Origin of the sequence: Rhizobium sp. Leaf341 (genome assembly GCF_001424325.1) — a bacterium.
Lineage (GTDB): Bacteria > Pseudomonadota > Alphaproteobacteria > Rhizobiales > Rhizobiaceae > Ferranicluibacter.
This window is the reverse complement of sequence record NZ_LMPE01000003.1, coordinates 915,607-932,326: the sequence shown is the minus strand read 5'-3', so window position 1 is coordinate 932,326 and position 16,720 is coordinate 915,607. Positions and strand designations below refer to the sequence as shown.

At 62.6% G+C, this 16,720-nt stretch carries 16 protein-coding genes and 1 tRNA gene; 9 read left to right on the top strand and 8 right to left on the bottom strand.

The genetic code is table 11. The features are described 5' to 3' along the window. Window positions 1-81: 81 nt before the first annotated feature. From ASG03_RS05985 to ASG03_RS05955, 7 genes are all read left to right on the top strand, one after another. The gene (locus ASG03_RS05985) at window positions 82-1,299 is read left to right on the top strand and encodes a CHASE3 domain-containing protein (RefSeq protein WP_062471190.1); all 1,218 of its coding nucleotides are present in this window, start codon (window positions 82-84) and stop codon (window positions 1,297-1,299) included. A 62-nt stretch (window positions 1,300-1,361) separates the two neighbouring features. Beyond that, a complete protein-coding gene (locus tag ASG03_RS05980) occupies window positions 1,362-2,639 on the top strand; it encodes an arsenic transporter (protein ID WP_062692838.1) in 1,278 nt (425 codons plus the stop codon). 100 nt (window positions 2,640-2,739) lie between these two features. Further along, window positions 2,740-4,362, top strand: coding sequence for a ribosomal protection-like ABC-F family protein (abc-f, locus tag ASG03_RS05975; RefSeq protein WP_062692836.1), 1,623 nt, complete (start codon window positions 2,740-2,742; stop codon window positions 4,360-4,362). A 237-nt stretch (window positions 4,363-4,599) separates the two neighbouring features. Then, window positions 4,600-5,511, top strand: coding sequence for a glycine betaine ABC transporter substrate-binding protein OsmF (gene osmF / locus ASG03_RS05970; protein ID WP_062692834.1), 912 nt, complete (start codon window positions 4,600-4,602; stop codon window positions 5,509-5,511). A gap of 197 nt (window positions 5,512-5,708) precedes the next feature. Next, window positions 5,709-6,875 carry an ABC transporter permease gene (locus ASG03_RS05965; RefSeq protein WP_062692832.1) on the top strand — a complete coding sequence of 389 codons (1,167 nt, stop codon included), beginning with the start codon at window positions 5,709-5,711 and terminating at the stop codon, window positions 6,873-6,875. Next, window positions 6,872-7,810 (top strand): ABC transporter ATP-binding protein, encoded by a 939-nt coding sequence (locus ASG03_RS05960; RefSeq protein WP_062692830.1) that lies wholly within the window; start codon window positions 6,872-6,874, stop codon window positions 7,808-7,810. Before ASG03_RS05965 ends, ASG03_RS05960 begins: the two co-directional genes overlap by 4 nt. Beyond that, a complete protein-coding gene (locus ASG03_RS05955) occupies window positions 7,807-8,595 on the top strand; it encodes an ABC transporter permease (protein ID WP_062692828.1) in 789 nt (262 codons plus the stop codon). The genes ASG03_RS05960 and ASG03_RS05955 overlap by 4 nt, the downstream gene beginning before the upstream one ends. Window positions 8,596-8,637: 42 nt before the next feature. Here ASG03_RS05955 and ASG03_RS05950 read toward each other — a convergent pair whose 3' ends face one another. From ASG03_RS05950 to ASG03_RS05925, 6 genes are all read right to left on the bottom strand, one after another. Next, complete coding sequence (locus tag ASG03_RS05950; protein ID WP_062692826.1) at window positions 8,638-8,880, bottom strand: hypothetical protein; 243 nt, start codon at window positions 8,878-8,880, stop codon at window positions 8,638-8,640. A gap of 139 nt (window positions 8,881-9,019) precedes the next feature. Next, window positions 9,020-9,754, bottom strand: coding sequence for a TfuA-like protein (locus ASG03_RS05945; RefSeq protein ID WP_062692824.1), 735 nt, complete (start codon window positions 9,752-9,754; stop codon window positions 9,020-9,022). Then, window positions 9,751-10,917: a YcaO-like family protein gene (locus ASG03_RS05940; protein WP_156381737.1), complete on the bottom strand. Its 1,167-nt coding sequence runs from the start codon at window positions 10,915-10,917 to the stop codon at window positions 9,751-9,753. Before ASG03_RS05940 ends, ASG03_RS05945 begins: the two co-directional genes overlap by 4 nt. A 5-nt stretch (window positions 10,918-10,922) precedes the next feature. Next, window positions 10,923-11,126 (bottom strand): hypothetical protein, encoded by a 204-nt coding sequence (locus tag ASG03_RS05935; protein WP_062471162.1) that lies wholly within the window; start codon window positions 11,124-11,126, stop codon window positions 10,923-10,925. Window positions 11,127-11,225: 99 nt separating this feature from the next. Then, complete coding sequence (locus ASG03_RS05930) at window positions 11,226-13,109, bottom strand: hypothetical protein (protein WP_062692822.1); 1,884 nt, start codon at window positions 13,107-13,109, stop codon at window positions 11,226-11,228. Next, window positions 13,109-13,558, bottom strand: a complete 450-nt coding sequence (locus ASG03_RS05925; RefSeq protein WP_062471157.1) for a helix-turn-helix domain-containing protein — start codon at window positions 13,556-13,558, stop codon at window positions 13,109-13,111. The genes ASG03_RS05930 and ASG03_RS05925 overlap by 1 nt, the downstream gene beginning before the upstream one ends. Window positions 13,559-14,330: 772 nt before the next feature. Here ASG03_RS05925 and ASG03_RS05920 point away from each other — a divergent pair. Continuing rightward, a complete protein-coding gene (locus ASG03_RS05920) occupies window positions 14,331-14,510 on the top strand; it encodes a hypothetical protein (protein WP_062471154.1) in 180 nt (59 codons plus the stop codon). Between the two features lie 7 nt (window positions 14,511-14,517). Further along, window positions 14,518-15,306: an exodeoxyribonuclease III gene (xth, locus tag ASG03_RS05915; RefSeq protein WP_062692820.1), complete on the top strand. Its 789-nt coding sequence runs from the start codon at window positions 14,518-14,520 to the stop codon at window positions 15,304-15,306. Between the two features lie 406 nt (window positions 15,307-15,712). Here the strand turns inward: xth and ASG03_RS05910 are convergent. Together ASG03_RS05910 and ASG03_RS05905 are read right to left on the bottom strand one after the other, a co-directional pair. Continuing rightward, window positions 15,713-15,788, bottom strand: a tRNA-Ala gene (locus tag ASG03_RS05910). Between the two features lie 236 nt (window positions 15,789-16,024). Then, complete coding sequence (locus ASG03_RS05905; protein ID WP_062471147.1) at window positions 16,025-16,414, bottom strand: TIGR02300 family protein; 390 nt, start codon at window positions 16,412-16,414, stop codon at window positions 16,025-16,027. Window positions 16,415-16,720 lie beyond the last annotated feature (306 nt).

Genomic DNA, 16,720 nt, shown 5'->3' with positions numbered 1-16,720 from the left:
CTTTCCATTCGTCCTGGCGAGCACATGTATGGTCGCATGCGGGGCAAATGGCATGCCTGCGACGTCGCAATGCGAGGGACCATGGCCAGACCGACGGTGAACAAGTTCCTGCTGCAGGCCCGCAACGAGGTACGGCAGAGTGCCGGGATGATCATCCTTGCAGTGCTCTTCGTAGCCTTCGCCTCGATCGGAGCCTCGGTGCTCCTGTCTCAGCGCGAGCGGCAGGCGCAGGAGGCCATCGCCCACACAATCGGCAACGAGCGGCGCATCTCGACCCTGCAGTCGCTGTTGCAGGATGCCGAAATCGGACAACGCGGCTATCTTCTCACGCAGGATCGCGCCTATCTCGAGCCGTACGAAGCCTCGATCGCGGAGATCGATCGGGTGATGGAAGACCTTGCGACAGGCCTTTCCGACAATACGCGCCAGGATGCCAATGTCGCAGTGCTCCGATCGTTGATCGTCCAGAAATTGTCGGAGCTGCACCAGAGCATCGATCGCCAGCGTGAAGGCGATGCAGCCGGTGCGCTTGGCATCATCAAGACCGGTCAGGGCAAGATGCTCATGGACGGCGTGCGCAATGCCCTGAAGACCATGCGGGCCGAAGAAAGTAACCAGCGCATGCAGCGCGTGGCGGAAGCACGCCAAGCCGGTGCCCGCATGGAAATGGTGGTCTTCGCACTGTCGCTCCTGACAGCCGTCTTCGCGCTGGTGGCTGTCCGCGCCACCGCACGGCGCGCGCGCTCCGCCGAACTGACCCGGGATGAATTGCTCTCCCGGCTCGATCGCCGGCTGCTCGCGATCATGGCGGCCGATGTCGTCGGCTATTCCCGCTTGATGGAGGGCGACGAAACCCGCACGCTTGCAAGCCTGAAGATCGTGCGGGACCGGATCGATCCGATCATCGAGCATCACAGCGGCACGATCGTCACCACCGCCGGCGACAGTGTCCTTGCTGCCTTTGCCAGCGCCCTCTCGGCGATCGACTGCGCGATCGAGATCCAGCAGGCGATGGCGGAGGCCAATGCCGGTCTCGACGAGAACGATCGGCTGATGTTTCGGATCGGCATCAATGTCGGCGATGTCGTGGTGCAGGACGGCGACATCTTCGGCGACACGGTCAACGTCGCGGCCCGGCTGGAAACACTGGCCGAACCCGGTGCCATCTGCATTTCCCGTACTGTGCGCGACCATGTCCGCAAGCAGCGTCCCCTGACATTCGACGATCTGGGCTTCCAGCGCGTCAAGAATATCGCTCAGCCGATCAGCGCCTTTCGCGTACGGGCCGAGACGGGGTAGAAGGCGGCCTCCGTCCACCCGCTTTCCCATCGCCCTTCAGACATTCCAAGAGCCGGAACTTCATGCCGACGTTTCTTTCCCCCGTCATGCTCACCTGGGGCATCTCCGCCCTTGCCGTCGCCGGCGTCATCACGCGGCCTTTCCACCTTCCCGAAGCCGTCTGGGCCGTTCTCGGCGCGGCGCTCATCGCCGCGCTCGGCCTCATGCCGCTGTCGGCAGTCTGGAGTGGCATCGCAAGGGGCTACGACGTCTATCTCTTCCTGATCGGCATGATGCTTTTGTCGGAGCTCGCGCGCAAGGAAGGTCTGTTCGACTGGCTCGCCGCCATTGCGACACGCCACGCCAAGGGATCCCCGAAGCGCCTGTTCTTCCTGATCTACGCGGTCGGGGTGCTCGTGACCGTCTTCCTGTCCAACGACGCTACGGCCGTGGTCCTGACGCCGGCCGTCTATGCGGCCACCCGGGCGGCCAAAGTCGCCACTCCGTTGCCTTACCTCCTGATCTGCGCCTTCATCGCGAATGCCGCAAGTTTCGTCCTGCCGATCTCCAATCCCGCCAATCTCGTCATCTTCGGGGGTGGCGAGATGCCGCCGCTCGGCGAATGGCTGCGCACCTTCACGCTTCCCTCGATCGTGGCGATCGTCGCCACCTATCTTGCGCTCGCCTTTACCCAGCGTCGGGCCATGGCCTCTGAAACCGTTGCTGCCGATGTGCCGACACCGACGTTGTCGCCTGCCGCCCGCGTTGCCGGCATCGGGCTTGCCCTGACCGCCATCGGTCTTGTTGTCGTCTCCGCCCTCGATCTCGATCTCGGCCTGCCGACCTTCGTCGCCGGCATCGCCACGACGCTGCTGATCGTCATCGTCAATCGCGAGCCCCCCATCGACGTTCTCAAGGGCATCTCCTGGAGTGTCCTGCCGCTGGTCGCAGGCCTGTTCGTCATCGTAGAGGCGCTGGCGGGAACCGGGCTTGTCGGCATGCTCGGCGACCTCCTTGCCCGCCACGCTGCGACATCGCCGGCCTGGACAGCGGGTGTCGCCGGCATCGGCGTCGGCTTTGTGGCCAACCTCGTCAACAACCTGCCGGCCGGGCTTTTTGCCGGCAGCGCGGTACAGACAGCTGGAGCCCCGAGCCTTGTGGCCGCTGCGATCCTCATCGGTGTCGATCTCGGCCCCAATCTGTCCGTCACCGGCTCTCTTGCCACCATTCTCTGGCTGACCGCCCTGCGTCGTGAGGGTATCGACGTCGGCGCCTGGACCTTCCTGAAGCTTGGAACCGTGGTGATGATCCCCGCGCTGCTTCTTTCCATCGCCACGCTGATCGGCATGTCCTTCCTGTAGGTCACGCCGGGACCGGAGCGTGCACTGCAGCAAAAAGCCGGGACAACAGAGCCATCCCGTGCCATAAGGCGACCCGCAACGCAGCCGGGCCCGACCGATCATGATCCGCATTGAAAACATCTCCAAGCAGAACAGCCACCGTCTTCTTTTCATCGAGGCTTCGGCCGCGCTGAACAAAGGCGAGAAGATCGGCCTCGTCGGCCCGAACGGCGCCGGCAAGACCACGCTCTTTCGCATGATCACCGGCTCGGAACTGCCCGACGAGGGGCAGGTCGCGACCGAGAAGAACGTGACGATCGGCTATTTCAACCAGGATGTGGGCGAGATGTCGGGCCGCAGCGCCGTGGCCGAGGTCATGGAAGGCGCAGGACCCGTAAGCGTCGTTGCGGCCGAGCTGCGCGACCTGGAAGCCGCGATGTCCGATCCCGACCGCATGGACGAGATGGACGCAATCATCGAACGCTATGGCGAGGTGCAGGCACGTTACGAGGAACTCGACGGTTACGCGCTGGAAGGCCGGGCCCGCGAGGTGCTCGATGGCCTGTCCTTCAGCCAGGAGATGATGGACGGCGATGTCAGCAAGCTGTCCGGCGGCTGGAAAATGCGCGTTGCGCTCGCCCGAATTCTCCTGATGCGGCCCGATGTCATGCTGCTCGACGAGCCCAGCAACCATCTGGACCTCGAAAGCCTGATCTGGCTTGAAAACTTCCTGAAAACCTACGACGGCGCGCTTCTGATGACGTCGCACGACCGCGAATTCATGAACCGCATCGTCACCAAGATCATCGAGATCGACGGTGGCTCGCTCAACAGCTATTCCGGCGACTATGGCTTCTACGAACAGCAGCGGGCGCTGAGCGAGAAGCACCAGCAGGCGCAGTTCGAACGACAGCAGGCGATGCTTGCCAAGGAAATCAAGTTCATCGAACGCTTCAAGGCGCGCGCCTCGCATGCTTCCCAGGTGCAGAGCCGCGTCAAGAAACTGGAGAAGATCGACCGGGTCGAGCCGCCCAAACGCCGGCAGACCGTTGCGTTCGACTTCCTCCCGGCCCCGCGATCCGGTGAAGACGTCGTGAACATCAAGCAGGTCCACAAGGCCTATGGCTCGCGGACGATCTATGACGGGCTCGACTTCATGGTCCGTCGGCGTGAACGCTGGTGCATCATGGGTATCAACGGTGCCGGCAAATCCACCCTTCTGAAGCTCGTGACCGGAACTGCGTCGCCGGACAAGGGCAGCGTCACCATCGGCGCCAGCGTCAAGGTCGGCTATTTCGCCCAGCACGCAATGGACCTGCTCGACGGGGAGAGCACGGTGCTCCAGTGGCTGGAGGAGCGCTTTCCGAAAGCGGGCCAGGCGCCGCTCCGGGCTTTGTCAGGCTGCTTTGGCTTTTCCGGCGACGACGTTGACAAGCGCTGCCGGGTTCTCTCGGGCGGCGAAAAGGCGCGCCTCGTCATGGCGGCGATGCTGTTCGACCCGCCGAACTTCCTGGTGCTCGATGAACCGACCAACCATCTCGACCTCGACACGAAGGAAATGCTGATCAAGGCCTTGTCGGCCTATGAGGGGACGATGCTCTTCGTCTCTCACGATCGCCACTTCCTCGCAGCTCTGTCCAATCGCGTGCTGGAGCTCACGCCCGACGGGATCCACCAGTATGGCGGCGGATATACCGAATATGTCGAGCGAACAGGGCAGGAGGCTCCGGGAATACATTCCTGAGTTGCGTTCGATCGTCACCTTCTCATTTTGATCACGCCCACCCTGTTCTTCCGCCGATATCGCTACATATGCCAGCCTATGCAGCGATATCGGCGTCTCCTTACGGACGATGCCGAAGAGATCCTCGACTCCAACCGGCTCGAGAGTAATATCGTGCAGCAGGTGTGGTGGGGTGAAGCTGACCGCGTGCGTCATGAAGGACGCAGGAAGCTTTTGTGTTATCAGGGGAGAATTCACATGCGTCTCAAGTCAACCGTCATCGCGGCCGCGGCCGCGGTCCTGTCCTTCTCTGCCGCGGCTGAGGCCCAGGTGGTCGTATCCTCCAAGATCGATACCGAAGGCGGCGTGCTCGGCAACATCATCCTCTCGGTCCTGAACGCCAATGGCATCAAGACGACGGACCGGGTGCAGCTCGGTGCAACGCCGGTCGTGCGGAAGGCCATTACGGCGGGCGAGATCGACATTTATCCGGAATATACGGGCAACGCGGCGTTCTTCTTCGAGAAAGCTGACGATCCTGCGTGGAAGGATGCCGCCAAGGCCTATGAAGAAGCCAAGAAGCTCGATTACGACGCGAACAAGATCGTCTGGCTGACGCCGTCGCCGGCCAACAACACCTGGGCCGTGGCCATTCGCAAGGATCTTGCCGACCAGTCCAAGGTCAAGACCTTCTCCGAGTTCGGCAAGTATGTCGCAGACGGCGGCACGATCAAGCTTGCGGCCTCATCGGAGTTCGTGAATTCGGCGGCGGCCCTGCCGGCTTTCCAGACGACCTATGGCTTCACGCTGAAGCCGGACCAGTTGATCACGCTGTCGGGCGGCGACACCGCTGCCACCATCGCTGCGGCGGCCAATCAGACGAACGGTGCCAATGCCGCCATGGTCTATGGCACGGACGGTGGCATCGCGCCGTCCGGTCTCGTGGTTCTGGAAGACGACAAGGGCGTCCAGCCTGTCTATCAGCCGGCGCCGATCATCCGCGAGGCAGTGCTGAAGGAAAATCCGCAGATCGAGACGCTGCTGAAGCCCGTTTTCGAAAAGCTCGACCTCGTGACCCTGCAGGATCTGAACGGTCGCGTGCAGGTCGGCGGTGAGCCGGCTAAAGCTGTGGCCGAAGACTTTCTGAAGAAGAACGGCTTTCTGAAGTAGGTTTGTTCGTCTGGCCACGGGAGGCGTTCGGCCTCCCGGTGTCGGTCCAGGCGCATTTCGTGATGAGACGGCAGACATCCCGGCGCCCCGGACATCCAGACGCCTGAACCCGACGATCTCTGCAGTCGACATGACCATACCCCCGTCGCCGGAGCGTCATCTGGCGCCGGGTTGTCTTGCCAAACACCGGGAGAGGCATGCGCATCCGCTTCGACAAGCTCGGCGTTATGATCGCCCTCCTCCTTGGCCTCGGAATGTTCTGGGCGCCGTTCGCAACGTTTCGCGCCAACCGCATCGTCCCTGGCACCCCGCGCTCGGTCATGGAATCGCTTCCGCCTTCCTGGGGAGCAGCGCTTCTGGTTGCCTTGGCCATCGCTGCCGTGCTGGCTGTCCTGCGCACCCCGCCGGCCATACGCTTGATCGTCGCCGCCATCGGCGTCCTCGTGCTGATGCTGCTGATGGGCACTGCGGGTCGCTTTCTCACCCCGGAAGGTAACAGCTATGCGCGGATTTCCCCGGCGTCCGGCTTCTGGACGCTGCTTTCCGCCTTCTTGCTTCAGGCCGCAGACGCAATCACGCGCATGAAGCCGAAGCCCGGCGTCCGGCTGCTGCTGCTCGGCGTGACGCTGGGCGCCCTTGCGGTCATCTTCGCCTCGGGCCGATGGGATGCCCTCTCGCTCCTCAAGGAATACGCCGGACGGGCGGATGTGTTCTGGACCGAGGCGGGCAAGCACGTGACGCTCGCGCTCGGCTCGCTGATTGCCAGCGTCGTCGTCGGCCTGCCGCTCGGAATCCTCTGTCATAGGGTGCGGCCGCTGCGGGCCGCCGTGTTGAACATCCTCAATCTGATCCAGACAATTCCGTCGATCGCGCTTTTCGGCATCCTTATCGCGCCCCTCGGCTGGATCTCGATACATGTGCCCGGTGCCTATGCGATCGGTGTGCGCGGCATCGGCGCGGCACCGGCCTTCGTCGCGCTGTTTCTATATTCGCTGCTGCCGGTCGTCGCGAACACGGTGGTCGGTCTTGCAGGTGTTCCCCGCGAGGCGAACGAGGCGGCGCGCGGCCTCGGAATGACGGGCGCACAGCGCCTTCTGCGCGTCGAATTTCCGCTGGCACTGCCCGTGATCCTCACCGGGATCCGTATCGTGCTCGTGCAGAATATCGGGCTCGCAACCATCGCGGCGCTGATCGGTGGCGGCGGCTTCGGCGTCTTCGTCTTTCAGGGCATCGGCCAGACCGCGATGGATCTCGTGCTTCTCGGCGCCGTGCCGACCGTGCTGCTGGCCTTCGCTGCTGCCATCGTCCTCGACGCCCTCATCGAAATGAACGCGCCGCTCAACCGCGCAGGCAGGACAGCATGATCGAGATCGACGGCATCACCAAGCGCTACGACGACACCACCGTGGTCGACAATGTCACGATGACCATCCAGCCGCGAACCGTCACGGTCATCGTCGGAACGTCGGGCTCCGGAAAGACGACACTCCTGCGCATGATCAATCGGCTCGTCGAGCCAACCTCCGGGACGATCCGTCTGGATGGCGAGGACAACCGCTCCGTTCCGGGCTTCGAACTTCGTCGCCGCATCGGCTACGCCATTCAGGGACACGGCCTGTTCCCGCATCGCACGGTGGCCGAGAACATTGCGACGGTGCCGGTCTTGCTGGGTTGGGATACCTCGCGCATCGACGCCAAGGTGGCTGAACTTCTGGCGCTGTTCCAGCTCGATCCGGAAACGTTCGCCAACCGTCTACCGCACGAGCTTTCCGGCGGCCAGCAGCAGCGTGTGGGCGTCGCACGGGCGCTGGCGGCGGAGCCGAACGTGCTTCTCATGGACGAGCCCTTCGGCGCGCTCGACCCGATCATCCGCGCCAAGGCGCAGGAGGATCTTCTGGCGATCCAGCGCCTGCTGGGCACGACGATCATTCTCGTGACGCACGACATGGAGGAAGCCTTTCATCTCGCAGATCGCATCGCCGTCATGGACAAGGGTAAGCTCGTCCAGTACGGCCCGCCTGCCGAGCTGGTCGAGCGTCCTGCAACGGGTTTTGTCGAAACGTTGATCGGCGCTGCCGAGCGTCCGTTCCGCATGTTGTCGATCGGAACGGCGGGCGCAGCCGTCGAGGCCGGCGAGGCGGCCGGCGCGGCGATCGTCGCCACGACCACCCAGCGGGATGCTCTGGCCGAACTTCTCTGGAGCGGGCGGGACGCCGCGCCCGTGTCGGACGCGGATGGCAGGCCGATGGGCCGTATCACGCTGGATGCCCTGGTCCAGCGTGCCGCGAGACGCCGATGACGGCGCTTTCCACGACAGCTGAGCCAGCGACGACCAAAGCCCCGGCGACGGCGTGGCTGCCGCTCGCCTTGCGGGCGCTTTTGCTCATCGTGCTTCTCACCTTCCTGATCGCTCCAATGCTGTTCGAGCCGATCCTGAAGCCCTTGGTTCAGGAAAACGCCCCTGCGATCTACAATCAGGGAAGCCTTTTCACGCTGACGCTGCTGCATCTGCGCCTCGTCGCCATTGCCACGACGGCTGCCATTCTGGTCGCGGTCACGCTCGCTGTCCTCGTGACGCGACCGTTCGGAGCAGAGTTTCTGCCTCTGTCGCGCAGCCTTGTGAATGTCGGCCAGACGTTTCCGCCGGTTGCCGTTCTTGCGCTTTCGGTGCCGGCCCTCGGGTTCGGAGAAAAGCCGACGCTGGTGGCGCTGTTCCTCTACGGCCTGCTGCCGATCTTCGAGAACACCCTGACGGCCCTGACGACGCTGCCGCCGGCAGTGATGGACGCTGCCCGCGGCGCCGGGATGACGGACAGGCAGCGACTTTTCCGTGTGGAGCTCCCGCTCGCCGCACCGGTCATTCTCGCAGGCATAAGGTTGTCGGTCACGGTAAGCCTTGCGACCGCGACTATCGGCTCGACGGTCGCGGCAAGGACGCTCGGGGAGGTGATCATAGCGGGGCTCCAGTCGAACAACCTTGCCTTCATCCTGCAAGGCGGTCTGATTGTTGGAGCGCTGGCCGTTCTAATCTATGACGGCCTGTCGGCACTCGAAAGGCGCCTGCGCCGCCGGACAGGCCGCTGACCGTCGTCGTTGGCGCAAACACCCGGCAGGCGCAAAGGCCGTTCAGTGCGAGCGCTGCCGGTGCAGGCTGGCCTCCGGGAAGACAAGTCCGTCGAAGGTGCTATCGTTTTCCTGCAGCACCGAGCGCAAAGCGAGATCCAGGCAGTGAACCGCGTTTTCCAGATCGAGATCAATCGCATTTTGGCGCGCAAAGACGATCAGGCGGGCAAGCGCCCGGACCTCCTGAGGGTCGCGCTCGGTAAGAGTGACGTTTAGCGGTCCTGCAAGCGGGTTGATGAGTGTCATGTTTCAAGCCATTTCGTTATCCTGCGAGCAAGTGTAGCGACACGGCTGGAAAATCGCGCGTGACACAGGCGTGACATGAGGCGCGTGACGCGTTGCACGTTCCGCAAAGCACCTTATAAACATTAGAAGTTTCGCATTCTCATCCGTGCGTAAGCGTTTGCCAAAGTGTCGTTTCCTGAAAGTCCCAGTCAGGCTTTTCCCGGGATCGTTCGTTCGAGCATGCCTGCAAGGCGCGAACCAGAAGCAAGGCGTCGACCCGTTTCACATTGCGTACAGACGCTTTCAGGGTCGCTTCGACCGCCCGCCGACGGTTATCGTCCGGCAGATCAACGCTTCTCAATATGGTGCGCCACGTCCGGTCCTTGAAATGCAGGCGCTGGGCCGCCGCCCCGATCCGGTCGCACAGATCCTCCGTGAGGCTGGTCCGCAGACCGGGTTGCGCAAGCGTCGCGGCGATATTGACGAGGGGTTCGCTGAGGCTTTGCCAGCCGAGCTCCGCGGGGGCATGCAGCTGTGCGACATCGGCGTCGTCCACCAGCACGCCATCGGCATAAGCCTGCGCAATGGCGCCAATTCCGACCATTCCAAAGGCGTGGCACTCGGCAGCGCGCAGCGCACCCATGCTCGCCGCACCGAAGACGGAAACGCCGACAGAGAGGGCGTAGAGGATCTCCTTGTGCCAGACAGGTGCGGTGTATTCGAACCCACCATCCACCAAACCGATAGCGGTAGCTCCCGCGCGAACGGCGCGGTAGACGTCGCCTTGGATCGCTGGCGGGCAGATTTCGAGGTCTGGCGCGATCCGTGCCGCATCCGGCAGGGTCGGTCCGACAAACAGAACCTTTCGGTTGTTGCGCTCTTCCCGAGGGCTCATGATGCAAGCGCCTGGCGAAGGGCGCGCGTCCCATGTCGCTGTCGTCGCTTTCCCTCGGGATTTTCGAGGGCTGGGGCAAGGACCTTCACGACGGCGAAAGGAAGCTCATGTCGGGATAGCCGCACCGCGATCAAGGGTCCTGCACCCCGTGCGCAGAGGGTCTCGACCACGCGCTCGACCGGCACCGCGAGAAGCGGCGGGGTCCATGCGCCGGGTTCCGCCAGCATCGCCTGCCGCGTGCTGTCTGCCAGCGGCCTGTCGTAATCTTCGGGAAAGACGTCGTCGCGCGCACCGCTGATGTAGGTCAGGCGCGACTGAGCGCTTTCCGTGATCGCCCTGACGGCAGCCTGGCGCGCGGTCGAGTGGGCGCCCGCGCCGAACGTGACGTCCACATGGCGAAGCGGTCCCGAGAGATGTTTCTCCTGAGGGCCGAGATAGGCCGAAAAACAGGGGATGCCGAGATTGCTCGTGGCATCGAACAGACGCAGCCGCAGCCCTGCAGCGTCGATCCGGCTCGCCAGCGCGTGGATGACGGGGCACTCGAAATCGAAAGGTGAGACGCAAGTCGCAAGACGCGCCGCGGGAGCGCGCAACTGCCAGAGGGCATGGGCGTCCCGCTCTACGCGCTCCATCAGGCCATGGGCGATCGCTTCGTCAAAGGTGTTGCCGGAGGCAAGGCCATCGGACGATTGCCAATAGCGGGCATTCCTAAGGGTCCGGTCGAGGACCACGGCCTGCCGGGGCACGAGGATGGATTGTCCGGTGAGAAGATCCTGTCCCTCTACCCAGTCGGTATCGTCGTCTGGAGCCAGCAGGTCATGGCCTGCGGCGACCAGTGACGGCAGTGTGTGAAACGTTCGTCCGCGCCGCTTTAATCCGGCGACGTTGTCCGTGATCGTCTCGACGGCAGGGCTGCATGCCACCGCCCGTTCCAAAGCCTCCATGACGGCCGAGGTTCGTGCATCCGCGTCGGTGACGCCCTTGCCCTGCGCCACGACGATGGACTTGGCATTGGGGGTGAAGGCGCACCAGACGGGAATGCCGACCCGATCGAGCCCGGTGTGACGCGCAATGCGCGTGATGCCGAAGTCTGCCAGGAAAGGTGCAACGCGGTCGAAGGTTTCGGCCGCGGTGCAGATCCGGTCGAAGCTTGACGGCTGCAACGGTGTCAGTCGAACAGACCGGAGAACGCCTTGTCGGCCGGAGCGAGGGCTACGGCGAAATCGACGCCGCGAATAAAAGGCGCGCGGTCGGCGCGCAGTTCGCCAGCGCGGCCGTCGGTGTCTTCCAGTGGCTTGACCGTGCCCGCCTCGATATCAGCGACGTAGAGCTGGCTATCCCCGGGGACGCCGAAAACGACAGTTTTGGACATGAGATCTTCCTTTGAGACAAGAACGACAAGGACAACCACCTGCTATGTAAGGTTGTGGTCGCCAAAGTGGAGAGGACAGGTCCTCAAGCGAATCTGCCGCTAATATCCTGCCCGGGAAAGGCCTTCGCGGTAAAGCTCTTTCTGCCATGTTTCGCGGATGGGTAGAACCGCCAGCCAGCGATCGAGGTCGAAATGCGGATTGGTTTCGCGGTCCTTGCGGCGGTAGCGGCGCGCGGACGCCAGGTCGCCGAGCATGGCGAATGCAGCGGCTCTCAGCCGATCGGCCGAGGATTGATTGGTCATCCGGCCGATATAGTCGATGGCATCCTGATACTTGCCGACGAAATAACTCGCGCCGGCGGCGCTCCAGAAATAATCGTCCGGGCTTAGGGGATTGAGCTCGATCGCCCGCTGGATCTTGCGAAGCCCCTCGTCTGGGCGCGAGGCATGGACGAGCGAGTCGGCATAGCTGTAGATCGCGTCGGCGTAATGGGGGCTCAGAGCCTCCGCCCGCGCCAGAGCGTCGAGGCTTTCGTCGAGGTCGCCGAGATAGAGCTTGGCGACGCCAAGCTCCTTGTAGCCTGCTGCCCCCGCAGGGTCTTGCTGGATGGCGAGCCGCGCGTGCGCTTCCGCCTTGTGGAGCAGGTTCTTGTCGCCACGTGCGGTCAACACCCATTCCAGCGAGTAGGTGCGTGCGAGCCCGATGAAGCTCGGCGCAAAATCCTGCCTGTACTGAAGCGCTTCGCGAAAGCCGCGTCGTGCCCCGCGAATGGACGGGAGCGAAATGTCCTTCGTCTGGCGCGCGCCGGCGAGATAGGCACGGTAGGCATCCGGATGATGCTCGTATTCGACCAGCGGATCATGGTTGCGCTGAAGCTCGGTCGCGATGCTGTCCGCAATGATCTTGGCGATCACCCGCCTGTGCGAGGAAAAGGGCGTGTCGAGCGCAAAGCGCTCCGCCCAGATGACCCGGTCGAGGGGAACGAAGATGATCTGGACCAGCAGGCCTTCCGCGCAGAGCGTGGTGTCGACCAGATAGGAGATGGCATGCGTTTCCAGCATGGCAATCTTGTCGTTGCTCTCCTGAATCCGCTTGGCCGTGTGCGGCGCGACGATCGAGATATTGCGCAAGGTACAGAGACTGATGGCGATATCGTCGATCAGGGCCGCAACGGTCCCGGTGAGGGTGCGCGAGGCCCCGAGGCGCAGGGCCGGCGGCAGGAGGGCGAGCCTGGGCAGCGATGCCGTGACGCTGAGCGCCCGCGAAGCGTGAGGCATGACCTGCGCATAGACGACCGGCGTATCCAACGGAAGGCTCTTCGGCGCGGTCGTCCGTTGCCCTGGAAACAGGGAGGCTTTTGTCGGGTCGCCCAGAAGGTCGTCCTGCTGCGCCGATGGTGCATTGTCTTCGAGCAGTGCCCGCACCGGTTCATCGTGGACATTGCGTTCCAGAAGCAGGAAGGCCGCCTCTCGCAGCACCACGGTGTCCGGCTTGGCCGCGACGTCCCGCGAGACGGCAAACAGCCGCTCGCGGAAGCGGTGATACTGCATGTCGACCTGCAGGTCGCCCCAGCGCCTCAGAAAGCCGTCCGGGAGCGTGCCGGAGAGAAAGCGCTCCCGCAGCAAGGCCAGCATGGTTTCCAGTGACGTATCGTCCCGGCGAAAGCAGGCGGCGTCCACCACCAGCCGCTGCCCGTCGTCGCCCAGCGCGATGGACGTCTCGTCGATATCGAGGATGACACTGTGATAGGCGAGTTGGGCTTTCCGGACGCGGGACACCATCTTGCGCAGATTGATGTGCTGCACCTCGCGATCGGCTTCGGGCCAGAGCATGGCGGACGCCTCATCCCGCCGCAGCGCCGGACGCTCGCCCAGGCGCAACACGCAGACGATCAGCAGGGCCTTCTGCGGGAAGGCGAGGTCTTCACCGCTTCGGGCTTTCAGGGCCAGATTGCCGAAGGTCTGCAGCCGCAGCGGGCACATCAGGAAACGTTGGCGGAAGCCTGCGTAGCGGACGCATCCGCCGGCTGCCGCACAGATGCTTCTTCGCCCTGGGCCAGCGAGGTGACAAGGGCAACGACCGTCTTGCGGATATCAGGGCTCTTGATGGACGAGAAGGCCTTGTTCAGCGACAGGCCTTCGCGTGTCGAGAGAAAGGCGTTCACAGCATCGAAATCGGCCGCTTCGGGACGTGCCTGATCACTCGGATTGTCCTGGAAAAAGTAGCTGATCGGGACACTCAAGATGTCGGCGGCCGCCTGAAGCCGGCTCGCGCCCATCCGGTTCACGCCTTTTTCGTATTTCTGGATCTGCTGGAAGGTAATGCCGAGGCGATCGCCAAGCGCCGTCTGGCTCATTCCAAGAATAAGCCGGCGCGCACGAACACGACCTCCGACGTACACATCGATCGCATGGGGGGCTTTCGCGTTCATGGTCGCTCCTGCGGAATACCGGCTGAATTCTCGTCGCGCGAGAATGTATGAATCTTCAGAAAGAGCAACGAATTTCCAACCCGACGGATGGTGGAAGCCCTACAGCCCTTCTTGTTAGCAATCGATAACGTTTTCCGCACGATTATGCTACTCCCTGCACTGAAAAAGAAGATCGTTATGTTCGAGGGTTGACAATGACTTCGACGCGGAATGTCAGAAACGTACAGAGTTTGAGGGGGTAAACATGCCCGAAAATGCTGTCGGCCGCTGATAGCAAGTGACGCCAAAAACCTCCGAATGGTTAAGATTTGGTCAATGACGGACGTTTCTTTTGACCGGTATGCTTGCCTTGCATAGCTGCACTGCAATGAACGGTCTTTTGGTTTTTTCGAAATCGCGTAAGATCCTCCCTATCGAACAGCGCACCTCCTCCCGCGCTCTTCGTGTTTCAGGGCTCCGATCCTCCTCCCCGGACCCTGTAGGAATAGCGGCACTCCTCCTCCCAGCCGCTGTTCGGTTCTTTTGGAAAGCCTGCCGCACCTCCTCCCGCGGCAGGCTTTTCAGTTTCTGGAGGAGGCTATTCCCAATGACAATCCTGATCGTCGCCTCTGGCGGATCCGTGCTCGGAGCCTCGTGGCTTGGCGACAACGCTATGACCGCGTGGCGGACCAGGAGATCGGCAAGACCCGATGTTGTTCATCCCGCGGGAGGGGAGCGCATCTTTTTCCGGCTTCCGAAGTTATCTCCTGTCATCAGCCAAAAGGAGACGACCATGTCGAAGCGGGAATTGATCGATACGGGAACAGACAAGCGTTACGTCCGGCGCGACGAAGACGGCCGGTTCAAGGAGAGCGTCGATGTCAGTCGCTCCCTTTCAGCCGATGCCCGTCACGATGCCAAGACGGATGCAAAACCCGGCGAAGGCGACAAGGGCGACCGGAAGGGCCACTGAGCCCTCCATGCGGATCGCCACCTATAACGTGAACGGGATCAACGGTCGGCTGGATATTCTTCTTCGCTGGCTGAAGGAAACCCGGCCGGACGTCGTGTGCCTTCAGGAACTGAAGGCACCACAGGCCAAGTTTCCGAAGCAGGCCTTGGAGAAGGCAGGCTACGGGGCCGTATGGCACGGGCAGAAGGCCTGGAACGGGGTGGCGATCCTTGAGCGTGACGCCCAGCCGACGCTTATCCGGCGGGGCATTCCCGGTTACGACGATGCAACGCGACAGGATGACGGTGAGAGCCGGTACATCGAGGCGATCGCCGGCGGGATCATCGTTGGCGCGCTGTATGCACCCAATGGCAACCCCTATCCCGGACCCAAATTTGCGCGAAAGCTCGACTGGTTCAAGGCTCTGACGGCCTATGGCGAGACATTGCTGGAATTCGGTATGCCGTCCGCCTTGGTGGGCGACTTCAACGTCATGCCGACCGATATGGATGTCTACAACCCCGCGCGCTGGGCGGACGACGCGCTCTTTCGTCCCGAAGTACGCAAGGCCTACCGCAATCTGGTCGCGACCGGCTGGACCGACGCCATCCGCACGCTGCATCCCGACGAGCAGATCTTTACCTTCTGGAAATACCTCCGCAATGCCTTTGCGCGAAATGCAGGGCTGCGGATCGACCATTGCCTTCTCAGTCCCGACCTCGCGCCGCGCCTCACCACCTGTGGCGTTGATCGGCATGTCCGCGCATGGGAAAAGACCAGCGATCACGCGCCGGTTTGGATCGAGCTGTCGCTGTAGCCGCATATATCGGCATGGACGATCCCATGAGCAGCGCACTTTCGGGCCGCCCTCCGGATCGCGCCCCAAAGCGCGGTGCGTGAAAAAGGATTCACGCACCGCGCTTTACGCTCTTGTTTGGATGCATGTCGTTTCCCGAAACCGCTGCACACGTTCGGGCGACATGCATGATCGGGCGGGCATTTATGGGAGAATGGCGGCAACAAGCTCTGGCGGTCTCCGGCAGGGCCTGATGCGATGGGAAGTGAACAGTGACAACCCCATCGGTCTCTTCGAACTTCGGCTCTAGCAAATCCCGCTGCGCCCGATCGAGCAGACGTCACTGAGGACCCTGCAGACGCGCCAAGTCATCCTGCATACGTATCGACAGCAGAGGCTGCAAGAGATTTCGATTTCCAGAGAGATTTGGTGGAGCTAAGCGGGATCGAACCGCTGACCTCTTGCATGCCATGCAAGCGCTCTCCCAGCTGAGCTATAGCCCCATTAAGGGTCCGGCAAGGCCGGTTCCGGGTACCGCCGGGCGTTTCGTCCCGGCAGGTGCGGCTTATTACGTCCGCTTCCCGACGATGGCAAGTCATAAAATCGATGCTATCGACATTTTGTTGAATTTACGGGGAAACCGCCTTGGTGGCGCGCCGAAAGAACGGGATCACGCCAAAGAAAAGGCCTGCCTTTTGCGAAAAAGGCAGGCCTTGAAGAGAGGGAATGCGGAGGCCGATCAGACTTCGTCGTCGTCGTCATTGACGCCGATCAGATCGGACAGGCCGTCATTATCGTCGTCTTCGTCTTCCTCGAGGAAGGTGTCGTCATCGTCATTGTCGATCTCGACTTCGTCATCGCCCAGATCCGGGATGTCGTCGCCGTTTGCGCCCTCGTCGGCCTCTTCGAGAGAGACGAGCTCGACTTCCGGGTTCTCGGTATCGACTTCTGCGACGTCCTCTTCTTCCGCGGCCTTTTCCATGACCTTGGCGACCGAGGTCTCCTCGAAGAAGGAGAGCGGATAGGACTTGCCCGTGTACGGAGACACGATCGGGTCCTTGTTCAGGTCATAGAACTTACGGCCCGTTTCCGGGTCGATTCGCTTGGTTCCGAGTTCCGCTTTTGCCACTGTCGATGCCTCTCGAACGGCCGGACGAACCGGCATCAGCCGGAATGCCGGCCGTAAACCTAAGATGAATTAGCCGGTCCCCTTAATCGTATGGGCGGTTACTGTCAAAGCGAAAACGCGCCCGGCGACGTTTCCTTGCAGAGCGAGGGAGTGCCTTGTGATGTCGGACAGTGCTGCCGCCACGGTCGCAAGGGCGGCAACCAGGGGTGCCCCGTCGGGATGGAGAGGCTTTCGTCGCGCGAGCCGCGTTGCCGTCCTCCCATTGCCCAATCATGCGGGGGGAGGGTCGGCTGGATAAATCGTGGC

Coding starts and splice junctions, on each gene's coding strand:
- ASG03_RS05985 (WP_062471190.1), top strand. CDS start 82: ATGGCCAGACCGACGGTGAACAAGTTCCTGCTGCAGGCCCGCAACGAG.
- ASG03_RS05980 (WP_062692838.1), top strand. CDS start 1,362: ATGCCGACGTTTCTTTCCCCCGTCATGCTCACCTGGGGCATCTCCGCC.
- abc-f (WP_062692836.1), top strand. CDS start 2,740: ATGATCCGCATTGAAAACATCTCCAAGCAGAACAGCCACCGTCTTCTT.
- osmF (WP_062692834.1), top strand. CDS start 4,600: ATGCGTCTCAAGTCAACCGTCATCGCGGCCGCGGCCGCGGTCCTGTCC.
- ASG03_RS05965 (WP_062692832.1), top strand. CDS start 5,709: ATGCGCATCCGCTTCGACAAGCTCGGCGTTATGATCGCCCTCCTCCTT.
- ASG03_RS05960 (WP_062692830.1), top strand. CDS start 6,872: ATGATCGAGATCGACGGCATCACCAAGCGCTACGACGACACCACCGTG.
- ASG03_RS05955 (WP_062692828.1), top strand. CDS start 7,807: ATGACGGCGCTTTCCACGACAGCTGAGCCAGCGACGACCAAAGCCCCG.
- ASG03_RS05950 (WP_062692826.1), bottom strand. CDS start 8,880: ATGACACTCATCAACCCGCTTGCAGGACCGCTAAACGTCACTCTTACC.
- ASG03_RS05945 (WP_062692824.1), bottom strand. CDS start 9,754: ATGAGCCCTCGGGAAGAGCGCAACAACCGAAAGGTTCTGTTTGTCGGA.
- ASG03_RS05935 (WP_062471162.1), bottom strand. CDS start 11,126: ATGTCCAAAACTGTCGTTTTCGGCGTCCCCGGGGATAGCCAGCTCTAC.
- ASG03_RS05930 (WP_062692822.1), bottom strand. CDS start 13,109: ATGTGCCCGCTGCGGCTGCAGACCTTCGGCAATCTGGCCCTGAAAGCC.
- ASG03_RS05925 (WP_062471157.1), bottom strand. CDS start 13,558: ATGAACGCGAAAGCCCCCCATGCGATCGATGTGTACGTCGGAGGTCGT.
- ASG03_RS05920 (WP_062471154.1), top strand. CDS start 14,331: ATGTCGAAGCGGGAATTGATCGATACGGGAACAGACAAGCGTTACGTC.
- xth (WP_062692820.1), top strand. CDS start 14,518: ATGCGGATCGCCACCTATAACGTGAACGGGATCAACGGTCGGCTGGAT.